This is a genomic window from Candidatus Polarisedimenticolia bacterium (assembly GCA_035764505.1).
Classification (GTDB): Bacteria; Acidobacteriota; Polarisedimenticolia; order Gp22-AA2; family AA152; genus AA152.
Genome location: DASTZC010000006.1, coordinates 1 through 15955, shown reverse-complemented (window position 1 = coordinate 15955; position 15955 = coordinate 1). Strand labels below are relative to the sequence as shown.

Genomic DNA, 15955 nt, shown 5'->3' with positions numbered 1-15955 from the left:
CCCGTGTTCTCCTTCTCCCAATCGGCGCCGATGCGGAGCTCGCGCTCGGTCAGCGTCACCCGCGCCTCGGGCGCACCGCGACGGTTGCGCGCGACGCCGACGAGCACGACGGCGTTGGTGAGGACGAGGAGGGCGATCGCGATCCACAGTCCGCGGCGTCTCATGTGGCGTGCCGCATGCTGAGCCCGCGCAGCCGCTTCAACAGGAGGAGGAGTCCCACGGCGATGCTTCCCAGGATGAAGAAGAACAGGTACTTCGGCATCCAGTCCCACCACCAGTCGAAGAATTTCGTGTAGAGGTAGATGACACAGAAGGTGCACGATAGATTGGTGACCTCGCGCAGCCGCCCGCGGATCCCGAGCCAGATGCCGATTCCCGCCACCACGAACCCCGCGATCTGGTAGATCGCCTCGATGTGCCTGTTCTCGATCCGCAAGTAGCTCGAGGTGCCCCAGTTCGCGAGAACGAGGATCGGCAGGAAGACGCCGAGCAGGCCGAAGATCCGATAGATCGGCGGAAAGTCGCGGTACGCGCGGTGCGGCACGAGCGGAATCAGGAGAAACACGATCGCGGCCGGGAAGAAGTTCTCGGGACGCTCGCCGAACGACAGCCAGTAACAGCCGCTCCAGGTCCCCGTGGTGGCCGACAGCCACCCGGCCAGGCTGAGGATCCCAGCGGCGAGCAGGATGCGCAGGCCGAAGGTGTAGGCAAGGACGAAGGCGAGGGCCGCCCACGGCAGGAACGCGTTCGGCGACGGCACGATGTTGAACACGGTGCCGAGCACGACGAGATTGAGGACGAAGCAGCCGAAGGCGATGAGCCCGACGATGGCGGCGAAGTACATCGTCTTCTCGCGCCGCGCCGCGAATTCCGTGAGCAGCGCCGCCAGGACGGGCGCGCCGGCGACCAGCGCCACCTGCGTCCCGGTCCCGAGCAGTCCCCAGAAGCGATAGAAGAAGAGATAGACCGACGCGCACAGGGCGAGGGCGCCGAGGAAGGACGCGATCCGCATCCCCCAGGACATCTGCTTCTGCTCTTCGGTGGTATCGATATCGAAGGAGCGCGCGAAGGTCCGCAGGGTCTCGGCATGATGCCGCTCGACCCGCTCTCTCTGATCCTGGGGGAGGACGAGGATTCCTTCGCTCTCGAGGGCCCGAAGCTCCTCGCGGAAGGCTCGGATGCGGTCGGCGCGCTTCTGGGCGTCAGCCTGACTCATACGCCGGCGAATATTGCACCTTGAGCATGGGGTGTCAACCGGAAGCGGGTGTCAGGAATCTCGCCCTGGGGAATCGGCCGATTCACGAGCATGCAAAGCATTCGGCTGCGGAACACGAATCCCCGAGGCGGCGCCCGCCAGTCTCTTTCAGGTCATGGCCTGGCGTGAAGACGTTGAAGTAGATCTATCGCGGCGGGCGGGAGTCGCTTCCGGGCCGGCGGCCGGGGCTGTTCCCACCGCTGCTCGACGTTCCGGCACCCTGGTTCGACGACCTGGAGTCGTGGGGCACGGTCACGGTGGCTTCGGAGCGTGCGCTGAGGCCGGAGGAGTCGGTGGCTATGTAGATGATGCGGTACTGGCGGGCGGTACCGGGGCCGGGCCGGGTGGCGCGGAGGTAGAAAGCATAGTCCTCGGTGCCCAGCTCGGCGCCGTCGATATCACCACCGCCACGGGCCACGGCTTGCCGTCCCGAGGGAACGGTCGTGAGGATCGCCTCCAAGGCAACCGACACGTTGCTGCAGGCGTCGAAGGCGGTGACTTCGGTGTTGACCGGCACCATCTTCCCATTGGGCGGCCAGATAATCTCCGGAGACACGGTCACGCCGATCGCCGGCGGCGCCGTGTCGCTGATCGTCACCAGGATGGTGTCGGTGGCGGCGAGGCCCGATTGGTCGGTGACGCGCAAGGTAATGGTGTGGGGGCCGAGAGGCAGGTCGGCCTGAAGCTGCACTCCGCTGCCAAGGAGCACCTGGGAAGGTCCGCCGAAGCCTTCGAACCATTCATACGAGACGAGATCGTCGGTTGTCCCGGGTGTCGAGTCGGGATCGGATGAAGCCGAGGCATCGAGGAGTGCGGTCCCCCGCCCGGATACGCACTCGGCGGTCGCGTCGGGGCCGGCGCGGGCAACGGGCGGCCGGTTGGGCGTGACACCCGGAATCCCCCGGCTCAGCAAGGCGACGATGGCCCCCGAGTTCACCGACACGAAATCGGGCCAGCCGTCCCCATTCTGGTCCCCTGGGAAGATCGCGATCGGAGAGAAGCCGCTCACGAAGCGGCCCGCCGGCTCGAATTTCCTGTCCGCCATGAAATGGAGGAAGGCCGCGGAGCCGGGCGCCGCGGCCACCAGGTCCTTCCTGCGGTCCTGATCCATGTCGGCGATGGAAAGACTTCGCGCTTCGAAGCCGATGAAACTTTGCACCGGATCCTCGAGCGTCCCGTCACCGCGGCCCCACAAGAAAAAGGCCTCGAAAGGTTCCGTCAAGACCGCGTCAGGATTGCCATCCCCGTCGATGTCTTCGGCCAGCAACGACAGGTTGGGGCCGCGACTGCATCCGAAGGGAAGCGGTGGAGGCTCGAACGTCCCGTCACCGTGGCCGAGCATGATGTACACAAACGGGTCGCAGTTTGCCGTGGCGAGGTCCGCCACCCCGTCCCGATTGAAATCCGCGGAAACCAGGAAGGCCGGTGCGGCTCTAAAGGACTGCGACAAATCGAAAGTACCGTCGCCTCGCCCCAGCAGAATGAGGATCTCACTTGCCACCTGGAAGGCCGCCGCGCCGGCCCCCACGGCCACATCGTCCTTTCCGTCACCATTGAAATCGCGCGCCAGGAGCACAAGCGGGATCCGGAGCTGCCCAAGGAAGGTCTTGATCTCCGGTCCCAGAGCTCCGTTGACCGAGCCGAGCCGTACGGCAATCTCGTATTGACTGGTCGCTGTGAGCACGTCCTGATTTCCATCGTTGTCGAAATCGGCGACCGTCACACCATGGGGCCCGCTCCCCCTGCTGTAAGAAGCCGGAGGCGCGTAACGTCCTCCTCCCATACCGAGGAAGACCGACACCTGGTTGGTCCCCTGGCCCGAGAACTGCGATGAACTCGTCACGATATCCTGGATGCCGTCGCGATTGAAATCTGTGATGGCGGCGGAATCGGCTGAAGCCGGCGTCCGCACGGTCGGGCCGAAGGTCCCGTCGCCGCGCCCTTCCAGGAATGCGGCCCCGTTGCGAATGGCGAACAGGTCCATCTTTGCATCCCCGTTGAAGTCGCCGGGGACGACGATGTAGGTCTCGACACCCTGCTCGGCCTTCAACGCTGTGTCGAACCGCCCATTCCCCTGCCCCAGAAGAACCTTCACGGGACCTTGGCCGCTGGGCGGGGCCGTTGCCAGATCGAGCTTGGCGTCGGCGTTGAAATCGGCAATCGCCAGGTCGCCTCCGCCGTCGATCAGTGATTCATCGGGAGGGTTGAACGTGCCATCCCCCCGCCCGATGAAAATAGAGAGGTGCCCGCTCGCGTCGGAGGCCACCAGGTCCAATCGGTTGTCGCGGTTCAGATCCGCGGTCTCGACGTCCATGACGCCGGAGCGCGTGGAAGGGCCTCCCGTTGCCGGGAAATTCCCCGTCCCGTCCCCGAGCAGGATGGAGACGCGGCCGAACTGGGATTGCGGGTAGTCTTCCTGCCGGGTGCCGATGACCAGGTCGGCCTGGCCGTCGCGATTGAAGTCTCCCGTGGTCATGGAGGTGGCCACGTAGAGAAAACTGAACAAGGAGTAGACGGGGGCAGGAGCGAAGGTTCCGTCGCCGTTGCCGAAGAACCTGGCGATCGTTCCCCACATTCCGAGGACGACTACATCCTGCTTGTGGTCGTTGTTCAGATCGGTGACCACAAGATCGGTGGAATCCGCCGGTAAGGGAAGGTAGTCGCTGAGCGTTTGGAAAGTCCCATCTCCATTACCACGCAAAACCGTGAGCACGGGAAATTCACCGCCGCCCGCACAGACGAGGTCGGCAATTCCGTCGCCGTTGAAATCCCCCGTGGCCACTCCCGTGACGTATGAGGGTACCGTCGTGCGGACGGCCTGGAATTCTCCCCCTCCGCGCGACAGCAGGACGACGATTTCGGAGAACCCGCTCACGGCCGCGAAGTCGAGCTTGCCGTCCCGATTGAAATCCACCGTGGCCGTACTCCCTCCGAGCACTGTCCCGGGCGGTCCGAAAATAAGCGGCGCCGTCGGTCCCTGGATGACGGGATTCGGGAACAACGTAGCGGCAAGGGAGGGGGCGATCCCGGCGATGAGGAACAGAGCGGCCGTCGCAAGCACACGCAGCGCGCAAGACCCGGGAACCCGGAGCCCGGCCATCGAAGCTCTCCTACGAGCGATGCGGAGGCAGGAGCATTGGCCCTTATTTACGACCAACGGATCGATGTGTCAAGGATTACTTAGGTCTTTGGCCGGGCGCGAGATAGTCCTGGCGGTTACTTACCGGCCGCGGAAAGGCTGGGCCAGTGGGTGATGGCGTGGAAGCCGATGGTGCTCAGGCTCGTGACAGGGACATTCAAGAGAAAGCGCTGGCCGTCGTGGGTCGCGTCCCCGAGAACCGATCCCAAGGACTCCGTTCGCTCCGGATAATTGAAGAGCTTGGCAGGCGTTCCGGGGCCGTCCTGCCAGGGTACTGCCATCAGGGCGCCTTCCGGTCCCTCATAAAACAGCTCCCGGCCGTCAGCGCGCCACTTTGGATTCCTGCCGCCCTCGGTGGATATCTGCCACTGCCCCTCCCCGCCGCTCAGCTTGCGGACATAGATCTCGAAGCGGCCCGACACGTTCGAGGTGAAAGCCATGCGCGTGCCGTCGGAGGAGACCTGCGCCATCAGCTCGGTGAAGGGGGTGCGCACCAGGGGCGTCGGCTCTCCACCTCCGACCGGCAGCATCATGATGTCCATGTCGGTCTTGGGATCCTGCTCCGAGAAGACCAGGCGCTGGCCGTCGGGCATCCAGCTGCCCATGGCCTTCGAGTTGACGCTGGCGTACAGAACTTGCGGCTCGCCGCTGCCTCCACCCACCGGGGCGACGCACAGGTCCATGATCCCCTTGGGCTGGCACTGGAACACGATTCGAGCGCCATCGGGGGACCATACCGGATTGGCGTAAGAGCCCGCCTGCTGCGAGAGGCGGACCGTGCGGCTCGATTCCAGCTCCCGCACCCAGATGTTGCTCTTCAATAAGTTCGCGTCCGATTGCATGTAGGCGACTTTGGTTCCATCGGGAGAGAGCTTCGGCGTCACGTAGTATCCGGGCGGGCCCAGGCTGCCGATCTGGCGGCCCTGGCGATCGTACCAGCGCATCTCCGTGGCGCGCCGCGATTCGGGGAGGAAGACGAGGGTGCCATCCCCGCCGGCCGCGAACGGCACGAAGTTCTTGGGCTCCATATAGCTCACCTTCTCCGGAACGATCGGCGCCGCCTCCCCCTCCAGCCGCAGGCTTTTCGCATCGAAGCGCCAGGCATAAAGAGTGGCGGCGCGGCCGTAGATCAGGTAGCCAGGCTCCACGTAGCGCGCGTTGGAGGCATCCTCGATCAGCAGGGAGGGCTTCGACCCGTCCAGCGAGGCGAGCATCAGGCGGCCGACCTCATCCCGTCCCCCGACGCGCGCCCGCGACAGATAGATAAAGTGCCGTCCATCGGGAAGGAACACCGGCCAGCGTTGCGTCGATTCCGTTTTCGGGTCGTAGGTGGTCACGGCCTTCGCCTCGCCGCCCCGGGAAGAGACGCGCAGGATGGAAGACTCGAGGTTGGGCGCGAAGAGGATCGTCCCGTCGGCGCCCCAATCCCCGCCGCGTCCGGTGGGCGCTTCGGCGAGGACCCGCGGCGAGCCGCCTCGCAGGTCGATGGTCTTGAGCTTCCCCTCGGCGAAAAAGGCGAGATTCCGGCCATCCGGAGACCAGAACGGATACGAAGCGCCGGCCGTCTCGCCGATGGCGCGGGCCTCCATCTCGGAGAGGCGGCGCAGCCAGAGCTGCCGGCGGCCGTCGGCGGCGGAAGCAACGAACGCCAGCGTTTTGCCATCAGGCGACAGGGCCAGGCCAAACAGGTCGAATGGCACCACGACATTCCCGGGCGGCGGCAGGAGCGTGGCGCGAAACGCGCCGGGGGCCATCGGCGCCGGCGCGGAGCGCCACAGGTAGCCCAGCGCCAGTCCCAAAACGGCCACTCCCAGCGCCGCGGCCAGTCCCCAGGCCAACGCCTCGCGCGTATTGCGACGGACGACGACCGGCGCCGCCGCCTCTGCCTGCGAGCCCGCCTCGGCAATCCATTGCAGCTCCGCCCCGACGTCGTGGGCGCTTTGCCACCGATCCGCCGGATCTTTCTCCAGACACCGCTTCACCACATGGTCCAGCGCCGCCGGGGCCACCGGGACCATCATCTTTATAGGAGGCGGCTGGGAGCTGACGATGGCGGCGATCAGGCTGGTCATCGAGCCCCCCTGGAAGGCCCGCTTCCCTGTGGCCATCTCGTACAGCACCGCGCCCAGCGAGAAGATGTCGGTGCGGGCGTCGGCCTCCGTCCCCTCCAATTGCTCGGGCGCCATGTACTGAAACGTCCCGATAATCGTCCCCTTGGCGGTAAGCGGCCGCTCCGATTGCATCGCCGTCGCCACCTGCGAGGAGCCCACTACCGCACTCACCGGCGGCGGCGCGCCGGCGGCGGTACGTGCCAGGCCGAAATCGAGCAGCTTGGCGCCCGTCCTGGTAAGCATTATGTTGCCTGGCTTCAAGTCGCGATGGATGATCCCCTGGCGGTGCGCCGCCTCCAGGGCCGACGCGATCTGGGCGCCGATCTTGAGGACCTCGTGAATTGGCATCGGCCCCTTCACGAGCCGATCGGCCAGCGATTCCCCCTCCAGCAGCTCCATGACGAGGTAGTCGACCTGGGCGCCACCCGGAGCTGTTTCCATAGGGGCGCGGCCGACGTCGTACAGAGTGCAGATGTGCGGGTGGTTGAGCGAGGAGATCGCCTTCGCCTCGCGCTCGAAGCGCTGGCGGAGCGTCTCGTCGCCCGCCAGGGTCGCCGGGATCGCCTTGATGGCGACGTCCCGGTTCAAACGCGTGTCGCGCGCCCGATGGACCTCTCCCATCCCACCGGCGCCCAGGGGCGCGATGATCTCGTAAGGTCCCAGCTTGGTTCCAGGAGGCCAGCTCATGACGTCGGAAACGATATAGCAGCGCGCCCGAGTCTCGCAAACTGGTAGTCACCGGCCGTGGCCGCAAAGCCCCAGAGTCACCTGGGGCGGCCCGGTCTCGGTGAAGACGGTGAAGTAAAAACCTATCGTGGTTTGGGTGGTGATGCCTGGTGACACAAGATCGGGGGGGAGTCAGAGCCTCGCGGCTCCGGCTCCCCCTGCGCACGCGTCGCAGTCAGCCATCCCGTGCCGGCACCGGCAACTGCAGTGCCGGGCACCATCAGGCTTCCCCGACCCTCTCCCGAACGAGGCAGCGATCGTTCAGTCAGGCTCACAGACGCCGAAGTGAGACTCCTGGCAGACACACGCGCTTACGAGCGGCGCGTTGCGATAGCCGGCCACCAATCCATGGTTGTCCGCGATCAATTCACACAGGCCGAGATGGGAATCGGGGACGGGCTTGATTGGCGGAAGATCAGGAGGTGGAATCACGCCCCCCGAAGATGCGGTGTTTCCGGTGACCAGCACGTCGGTGCGGCTCATCAGATTGATCTCGGCGCCGTGCTCGGCCACCAGGCCGCTCCGATTCAGGGAGACCATGGCCGGTGCATCGAAGATAGCATGGCAGCCAATCGCACGCACTCCATTGCCCCCGTTGCGGCTGATGAACATTCCTTTACCCCCTTCCAGGGAGCTGAAATCGATGCGCCCGACGTCGCACAGGATGCCGTGTCCGCCATTCGCATCCACGACGCTTTCCATCATGACCGCCTCGGTATTCTGAATCTGCACTCCTACCCCGAGGTTGGAGAAGATCCGGGTCGTGGAGATCTCGATCGGTGCGGTATGGGCGAAGGAGAGTCCCGCGCGGCGAAAGCCGGTCACGCTCAAGCCTGCCAAGGTCACCCGGGGCGCCCGATACACGGCAATCCCGGTATCCAGCTCACCGAGTCCGTCGAGAATGGTGACGCCTTTCTCTCCAATGACGTGGATGGGCAAGTCTCTCGGCGAGAGGCGATCCATCAGGACCGCTTCTCCCGTGTAGGTTCCCGCGGCCACGCTCACCACGACCACCTCCTTGAGGATCGGAGGGATCCGATCGAAAGCCGCCTGCAGGGACCGGCAGGCACGTTCCGACGTGTTGCACGGATTTCCGTCGTCACCGGCGAGAGCGTTCACATAGAGGTACTGGATCTCGTCCTTCGCCTTGGACGGGATTGCCGTGCTCGGCGAGACGATGGATGCGCTCAGGATCAGCAGAGCCATAGTTGTCAGGGTCGCAAGCAAGACGTTTCTTCGCATGGTGCGCTCCTCGCTCGATCGTATTGTTTCGAGCGAGATTCTCACGTAGCAACGCATGTGCCACCGGCACACGAAGTGGAAAGAGTGTCGCAGCGTGAGCAACTCTCTTGAATCAGAGCGCTTGCCGGGAGCCGTTCCCGAAGAAGCTTGCCGCATGGGTGAGGAGACATCGGCAAAATTGCGGAAAGACGGCGAAGCGCGAGTTATTGGCGAATAAAATGCGGTGGCCGAACCCTTCTCTGGATTGCGAGCTCTTCGGAGCGGGCGCTGAGGGTGGGAGCGTCGGTGGCTATATAGATGATGCGGGATCCTGCGCCTCCATCGGGAATGTTGTACTCTGACCCGCGCGTCACGAATTCCACGCGAAGGAAATCCTGATTTGAGCCTGTCTGCCGGGGATCGGCTGGGTCCTTACGAGGTCATCGCGCCGCTGGGGGCGGGCGGCATGGGCGAGGTGTATCGGGCGACCGATACCAAGCTCCGGCGCGAGGTGGCGCTCAAGCTGCTGCCCGACCTGTTCGCCGGCGATCCTCAGCGGCTGGCCCGCTTCACGCGCGAGGCGCAGGCGCTGGCGGCTCTGAATCACCCCAACATCGCGCAGATCTACGGCCTGGAGGAATCGGGCGGCACCCGCGCGCTGGTCATGGAGCTGGTCGAAGGCGAAGACCTCTCCGCCCTCATCGCGCGCGGACCGATGCCGTTGGTCGAAGTCCTGCCGATCGCGCGGCAGATCGCCGAGGCGCTGGAAGCGGCGCATGAGCAGGGGATCATCCACCGGGACCTGAAGCCCGCCAACATCAAGCTGCGTCCCGACCAGACGGTGAAAGTCCTTGATTTCGGCCTGGCCAAGGCCATCGACCCGGCAACGGGATCAGGCGGCTCGAGCGCCGATTCGATGAGCTCCCCTACCCTGACTGGACGCGCCACGCAGATCGGGATGATCCTGGGCACCGCCGCCTACATGAGCCCCGAGCAGGCCAAGGGGATGGCGACCGACAAGCGGGTGGATATCTGGGCCTTCGGCGTGGTGGCCTACGAGATGCTGACCGGCCGCTTGCTGTTCGCCGGCGACAGCGTCGGCGACACGCTGGCGGCGGTGATCCGGGCGGAGATCGACTTCGACGCCCTGCCGGCGGCGACGCCGCCGGCGCTGAAGCGGCTGCTGCGTCGCTGCCTCGAGCGCAATCGCAAGAACCGCCTGCACGACATCGCCGACGCGCGCATCGTGATCGACGACGTGATGGCGGGACGGGCGGATGAGCGCCCGGCGGTCGCGACGGAGGCTGCCCCGGCGGCATCGCGCCACGGACTTCTCGCCTGGCTGCCGCTGATTGCGACGGGTCTTGTGGCCGGGATCGCGGGATGGTGGCTGGCAACGTCGCTGCGCCCCGCGCCCCCACGCAACCAGCCGCTCCACGCGAACCTGTCCCTGCCCGCCGGCACGCGGCTCGACACGACCGATTCTTCCATCGCCATCTCGCCGGAGGGCCGGAGAATCGCCCTCGCCCTCACCGACAAGGATGGAAAGCTACAGCTCTGGCTCCGGACCTTGGAAAGCAGCACTGCGCAACCGCTTGCCGGGACCGAAGGGGCCAGCTACCCGTTCTGGTCGCCCGACGGGCGGTCCATCGGCTTTTTCGCCGACCAGAGGCTGAAGAAGATTGACGCCTCGGGGAGCACGGTCCAGACAATCTGCGAAGTGCAGAGCGGTCGAGGCGCCTCCTGGGGACCTGATGGAACGATCGTTTTCTCCCCCAGCCCCTTGGAAGGGCTTAATCAGGTATCTGCGTCCGGCGGAGAGCCGAAGGCGCTCACGAAACTCGAAGGCGAAGGGAGGACTCATCGTCTGCCGCACTTCCTGCCGGACGGAGAGCACGTGCTGTTCTTGTCGGGAGACAGCTCGCTTCACAAGGATGATTCCATCCAGGTTCTCGATCTGAAAACGAAGAAGACCCAGCTCGTCGCCAAAGAGAGCAGCGAAGGGCTCTACGTCGAGCCGGGATTCCTGGTTTTCGTCCGCGACGCAACGCTCATGGCACAGCCTTTCGACGCCGGGCGCCTCAAGCTGAGCGGCGAAGCCGTTCCCCTCGCCAAAGATGTTGTTTTCAATACCTATCGATGGACCGGCAATTACGCAGTTTCTTCGGATGGGCTGCTGATTTACGAGGTGGGAACTCCTCCGCCCAGGCGGCAGCTCACCTGGTTCGACCCGGTGGGAAATCAGCTGGGGACCGTGGGAGAGCCGAAGCAATTCCAAACGGTTCGACTCACGCCCGATGGTCGCCGCCTGGCGGCAAGCATCGACGCCGAGCGCGATCTTTCCCTCTGGATTTACGATCTCGATCGGAGCGCTCCGACGCGCCTCACCTTCGACAGGCAGTCTGCCGCCTGGCCCATCTGGTCGCCCGACGGCAGCCAGATGGCTTACTCGAATGGCCTGGGGTTGGTCCTTTCCATGGCTTCGAGCGGGGGATCGCCGGCGCGCACCATCGTTTCGACAAAGGGGCACACCTTTTGGACTCGCGACTGGTCTCCCGACGGCTCCCTGATCTCACTCAGCGCCCAGAGCTCCCGGACCGGATGGGACGTGCACGTCGTTTCTCCAAATGGCGGGCAGCCTCGCCCCGTGATCGCCGGCGAGGCGGATGAGCAGGGAGGCTACTTCTCTCCGGATGGCAAGTGGATGGCCTATCTCTCGGACGAATCGGGTCAAGACGAGCTCTACATCATTCCTTTCCCTCCCTCCGGGGGCAAGTGGCTGGTTTCCTCCGGCGGCGCGAACCTGGGCTCACGCTGGATTGAAGGCGGCCGGGAGCTGGTCTATACGACTCGAGAAGGCAAGCTGATCGCGACGGAGCTGGCCATCCAGGGATCGAGCCTGGTCGTGGGGCGGTCCCGGACGCTTCTGGGAGGGAAGGCCGTGCCGCCCGGGGATTGGGACATTTCGCCGGATGGAAAGAGGATACTCGTGGCGGTCCAGATCGAAGAGCAGGTTCCGCCGCCGCTCACCCTGGTGCAGGGCTGGAACGCCGCACTGAAAAAACCTTAGACGCCGAGCGGGCATGGAATCTCCGCTGTGGCCGGCGTGGCCTATGCATCTACCTGGCGCAGCGGAAGCCGATGAAGCCGCTCGCGTGAAACGGCGAGAAGGGATGGACCGCGAACGGACCCGCCAGCCGGCCGCCGAGGGAGACGAAGGCGCCGCCCCGCGTCAGCGCCCCGGGAAAATTCGAGGTCGTGCTCGCTCCGGCGAGGCACATGTCATCATCGCTGAAGCTGGCCCACCCCACGCAGTTCGTCGGGGCCGGCACCCAGTCCGCCACCCACTCGGCCAGGTTGCCTACCATGTCGAAAGCTCCCCGCGCCGATACGCAGCCGTCACGCGCGCCGGTCAAAGACACCGGACCGCCGCTGGCGGTGTTGCAATCCGTCGTGCCGTTGTCCGGCCCCGGGTCCGGCGTCCCGGTCACTCCCATCTGCCACTCCGCGCTCGTCGGCAGACGCTTGCCAGCATTGGCGCATGCTTCCAGCGCCTGGAACCAGGTGATGTTCGCCGCGGGAATCTCCGAAGGCAGGCTGACGGCGAAGATGTCGTTGGCGCAGTTCTGGCCGCTTATCGCGCACGGCGCGTAGTCGTCATCGATAATCGTGCCCAGCTGGGTCGCCCTTCCCGCCGTCAGATCAGCCCGGGTGGCGACGCCAAGCTGGATTTTCTTCACCAGGAGCGCGTTCGTCGTGGTCGGGTCGGGCACCCGCCAGACGCTCACCTCGTAGATGTCGAGGCAGACCGACCCCACCGGTACTGAATCGGCCCCGCATTTCTTCACCGGCGTCCGGTTGGATTTGTCGCCGTCCGCCCAAGCCACGCTCATCAGCAGCCCCATGGCAATCGACACCACGATCATGATTCGGTTCATTGTTGTTCCTCCCATGAGAGCGTGCCTAGCGCGCGCAGCGAAAGCCGACCAAGCCGGAGCTGGACGGCGGAGCTTCAACGATCGAGAGCGGGCCGGCCGTCGACCGGCTGACGAGGTCGAAACCACCGCCGCGAACCAACGCAGCAGGAAAGTTCAGGGTCGTGCTGGCCCCGGACAGACACATCGCGTCATCGCTGAAGCTGGCCCACCCCGGGCAGTTCGCCGATGCGGGCACCCAATCCGCCACCCATTCGGCCAGGTTGCCTACCATGTCGAAGGCTCCCCGCGCCGAGACGCAGCTGCTGCGCGAGCCGGTCGGAGTCGCTGAGCCCGCGTTGCCGCTGTTGCAGTCCGTCGTCCCGTTGTCCGGCCCGGGGTCCGGGGACCCATCCGCACCCATCTGCCACTCGGCGTTCGTCGGCAGCCGCTTGCCGGCGTTGGCGCAGGCTTCCTGCGCCTGGAACCAGGTGATGTTCTCCGATGGCAGCACGCCGCGCAGGCTCACGGCGAAGATGTCGTCGGCGCAGTTCTGGCCGCTATTCAGGCACGGCGCGTAATCATCGCCTGCCACGCCCAGCTGCGTGGCGCCGCCCGCCGCCAGGTCGGTCTCGGTCGCCGTCCCTTGCCGGATCCTGGTTACCAGAAGCGCATTCGTGTCGGTTGGATCGGGCACCCGCCACACGCTCGCCTCGTAAGTGTCGAGGCATACGGCTCCCGCCGGCACCGCGTCCGCCGGGCATCGCTTCACAGACGTCCGCTTGGATCCGGCGCCATGGACGCTGCCACGCGCCCGAGCGGAATCCTCCTCCGCGCGATTGGAACGAAACGTGTCCGCCCCCGCCACGCTCATCAGCAGCCCTATGGCAATCGAGACCATGATCATGATTCGCTTCATCGTCGTGCCTCCCGAATCATTCCTTGTGGCAAGACAGGTTCTATTTCCGCGATCCACACGCTGCAGGCTCTGAGCGACAGGAGCCTGCCCGGCAGAAAACCCGCCGGGCAGGCCTGGTGTCGCGGGACAGGTGCGTCGATGGCCTTACGGCACCTGGAGAGTGAGCGGCTGCGGCGTCAAAGCGTCGCCGTTGACCGCGGAGTCGGTGAGCTGGAACGTTCTCGTGGCGACCCCCTGATTGCCGTTGGCGTCCGTCACGGTCGCGGTGAAGGTCACGAACTGGTCCAGGAGAGCGCTGCCGACGAACGGCGCGGCGACGACCCAGTTGAGGACCGTGCGCACCGCCGGCGTGCCGTCTTCCAGGAGAACGACTTCGCTACCCGCAATGTTGAACAGCCGCGCCACATTCGAATTCGCACTGCCGGCGGCAGCCCCGGAGGGGACGCTGAAGCGGAAGTCGAAGCCGGGAACGTTGCGGTTGGGATTGCCCACGCCGGCGGCGCCGTCGTCGATACGCGCGAATTGCGCCGCGAGATTGGGGTTCGCCGGATCGAGCAGACCGTCGGAGCCACCCAGCTCGTCGACGACCACGTCGCCTTCCCGGTCGATAATGCTGACCTGGATGAAGTGAAGCGATCCGTTGGGCGGAGCCTGCCCGAAAGTCACCGCGGTCGGCTCGCGTGGAGCGACGATGGAGACAATGGGCGCGGTGCCCCCCGCGACCCGGTTCGCCTCACCCGGGTTCTGGGTCAAGCCGTTGCCTGACGTCCCGAACCGATCCGTCTTGGTCGGATCCACGAAGAGCGTCACCTTGTCGGACCCGATGCGGTTGTTGCTGTCGATCACGGCGACCGTCAAGTGAAAGCTGCTGCCGTTGCGCGGCCGGATCGACTCGAGCACGTGCCACCCGGCCCACACGGTCACCCCGGGGCCGGGGGTGTCGTCGGTCCCCGCGATGTTGAACAGAGGTCCCAGGTTGGTGTTGGCGGGGATGATCCCGCCGTCCGGCGTGATCAGGTCCTCGTCGATGAACACGAACAACCCCGGGAAATGAGGATTGACGCCACCGAGCTTGCTGACGTCCCGGATGTTGACGTCTTCGTCGACCGCCAGGCTGTCCTTATCGTGCGTGACGACCTCCACGTTGATCGCGAAGCCTGTCCCATTGTGATCGCCATGGCCGATGGTCGAATTGCCTGGGGCGATGAAATCGCCATCGAGAGGCGAGGTGATCCGCACCTGCGGCGGCAAGCCCCTGAAGTTGATGGTGGACACGGCGCGCAGGACCCGCGCCCGGTCGGTTGCCGTGGACGCTGTGGCCGGTGAGGTCAGACCGACGACCCCGAGCCCCGTTAGCAGACAGAGCAGCGCCAGTCCTCTGCGAGCTGAAAACCTGGTCGCTTTGAAAATGATGGGAGCGGCATTCCGGGCGATTGCAGAATCTGTGAGTCGCATGGGGGGTGTCTTCCTTTGAAAAGCGGACCGTTATGGAATCAGGCATCACGTCTATCGAATTCAGCGGTAGCCACCATGGCACCGCCGGCTAGCACCGTGACGGGCGCCACTATCGCAATGTGCGTGCCTGATGTGTTGGTCGCAGAGCTTCTGGGTAGAAAGTGACTCAGAGGAAGGAACTTGTTGGACCGCGACCGCGCGTTAAGTTACGACCGCCACAGTCGCGCCGTGCCGGATGATTGGCAAAATGCCAAGACTCGGTGGAGATGGATCTACCTGGGCGGGGGAGATTCGTGCGCGTTCGACGACCGGGAGTCGTGGGATACGGTGACAATCGTTACAGAGCGGGCGGTGTGCCCGGAGGTGTCGGTAGCTGTATTGATGATGTGGTACTGGTGGGCATCGTCAGGGCCGGCCCGCGTGGCGCGGAGGTAGAAGGCGTTATCCTCGGTGCCCAGCCCCGCGCCATCGACGTCGCCGCCGCGGGCCGGGTGATGCTCAGGGGCAGGCGGCCAGGTCACGGACCAGGCAGGCGCCGCTGCCTTGAGGGCGAGGCGCTCCCGAGCTGGCCGAGCCGTAGGTGCCTTCGCGAACCGCGTTCCGCGATACGACCAGGTAATAGTGATTGCCTGCTGTGGGGGTGAACGTCTTGGTGGTCAATCCCCCGGTGGAGCAGAACGCGGCGGTATGGCTGTAGTAAGTGCCGGCGGTGCCTTCGTAGATCTCGTAGTCATTGGCGCCCGTGCTGCAGGCGCTTCCCCAGGACAGAGTGATGGCGCCCGCCGCGGCGGGGGTCACGGTCAGAGGAATCCCAGGGAGGCTGCTGCCATCGGGTACGCCCCCAGGAGCGGGCACGAAGGCGAAATCGCGCAGCTGGGCCGAGGGGGGCCAGCCGCTCGGTGAGTCGTAGTGATACCAGCTCGAGCCGGTCCAGCCGGCCAGCTCTCCGGGAAGATACTCGGAGCCCGACAGCGTCGTGGGAACGTCGAAGGTCGCCACGAGCACGCCGGCGGAATCCAGCGCCGCGCCCACCAGATTGGACGCGGAGGGAACCCCGGCGGCCGCGGCGTTGAAGTAAATCGAAAAGACACCGCCGGAGTAAGCGACCAGATCCGAGCGGCCGTAATCCACGCTCCCGAGACGGATCGGAACGTCGAACGACAGCACGACTTGTCCCGCCGACCCGAGGAACAGGGCGTCGATTCTGGTGCCGGC

At 65.4% G+C, this 15955-nt stretch carries 9 protein-coding genes; 1 reads left to right on the top strand and 8 read right to left on the bottom strand.

Going from position 1 to position 15955, the window contains the following annotated elements; all coding sequences use genetic code 11:
• Positions 1-160 precede the first annotated feature (160 nt).
• The 4 genes from VFW45_00385 to VFW45_00370 form a co-directional block, all read right to left on the bottom strand.
• Entirely contained in the window at positions 161-1216 is a 1056-nt protein-coding gene (locus tag VFW45_00385; GenBank protein ID HEU5179220.1) for a DUF2157 domain-containing protein, read from the bottom strand.
• A 184-nt stretch (positions 1217-1400) separates the two neighbouring features.
• Positions 1401-4355: an FG-GAP-like repeat-containing protein gene (locus tag VFW45_00380; protein HEU5179219.1), complete on the bottom strand. Its 2955-nt coding sequence runs from the start codon at positions 4353-4355 to the stop codon at positions 1401-1403.
• Positions 4356-4471: 116 nt separating this feature from the next.
• On the bottom strand, positions 4472-7192 hold the full coding sequence (locus VFW45_00375; protein ID HEU5179218.1) for a protein kinase: 2721 nt from the start codon (positions 7190-7192) through the stop codon (positions 4472-4474).
• Between the two features lie 300 nt (positions 7193-7492).
• Positions 7493-8473 carry a right-handed parallel beta-helix repeat-containing protein gene (locus VFW45_00370; protein HEU5179217.1) on the bottom strand — a complete coding sequence of 327 codons (981 nt, stop codon included), beginning with the start codon at positions 8471-8473 and terminating at the stop codon, positions 7493-7495.
• A gap of 379 nt (positions 8474-8852) precedes the next feature.
• Here VFW45_00370 and VFW45_00365 point away from each other — a divergent pair, with 379 nt between their 5' ends.
• Entirely contained in the window at positions 8853-11522 is a 2670-nt protein-coding gene (locus VFW45_00365) for a protein kinase (GenBank protein ID HEU5179216.1), read from the top strand.
• Between the two features lie 49 nt (positions 11523-11571).
• Here VFW45_00365 and VFW45_00360 read toward each other — a convergent pair whose 3' ends face one another.
• The 4 genes from VFW45_00360 to VFW45_00345 form a co-directional block, all read right to left on the bottom strand.
• On the bottom strand, positions 11572-12390 hold the full coding sequence (locus tag VFW45_00360; GenBank protein ID HEU5179215.1) for an SUMF1/EgtB/PvdO family nonheme iron enzyme: 819 nt from the start codon (positions 12388-12390) through the stop codon (positions 11572-11574).
• 25 nt (positions 12391-12415) lie between these two features.
• The gene (locus VFW45_00355) at positions 12416-13285 is read right to left on the bottom strand and encodes an SUMF1/EgtB/PvdO family nonheme iron enzyme (protein HEU5179214.1); all 870 of its coding nucleotides are present in this window, start codon (positions 13283-13285) and stop codon (positions 12416-12418) included.
• A 144-nt stretch (positions 13286-13429) separates the two neighbouring features.
• On the bottom strand, positions 13430-14740 hold the full coding sequence (locus VFW45_00350) for a hypothetical protein (GenBank protein HEU5179213.1): 1311 nt from the start codon (positions 14738-14740) through the stop codon (positions 13430-13432).
• 498 nt (positions 14741-15238) lie between these two features.
• A partial coding sequence (locus tag VFW45_00345; protein HEU5179212.1) for a hypothetical protein occupies positions 15239-15955 on the bottom strand: 717 nt, incomplete at its 5' end.

Coding starts and splice junctions, on each gene's coding strand:
- VFW45_00380 (HEU5179219.1), bottom strand. CDS start 4,355: ATGGCCGGGCTCCGGGTTCCCGGGTCTTGCGCGCTGCGTGTGCTTGCG.
- VFW45_00360 (HEU5179215.1), bottom strand. CDS start 12,390: ATGAACCGAATCATGATCGTGGTGTCGATTGCCATGGGGCTGCTGATG.
- VFW45_00355 (HEU5179214.1), bottom strand. CDS start 13,285: ATGAAGCGAATCATGATCATGGTCTCGATTGCCATAGGGCTGCTGATG.
- VFW45_00375 (HEU5179218.1), bottom strand. CDS start 7,192: ATGAGCTGGCCTCCTGGAACCAAGCTGGGACCTTACGAGATCATCGCG.
- VFW45_00370 (HEU5179217.1), bottom strand. CDS start 8,473: ATGCGAAGAAACGTCTTGCTTGCGACCCTGACAACTATGGCTCTGCTG.
- VFW45_00350 (HEU5179213.1), bottom strand. CDS start 14,740: ATGCGACTCACAGATTCTGCAATCGCCCGGAATGCCGCTCCCATCATT.
- VFW45_00385 (HEU5179220.1), bottom strand. CDS start 1,216: ATGAGTCAGGCTGACGCCCAGAAGCGCGCCGACCGCATCCGAGCCTTC.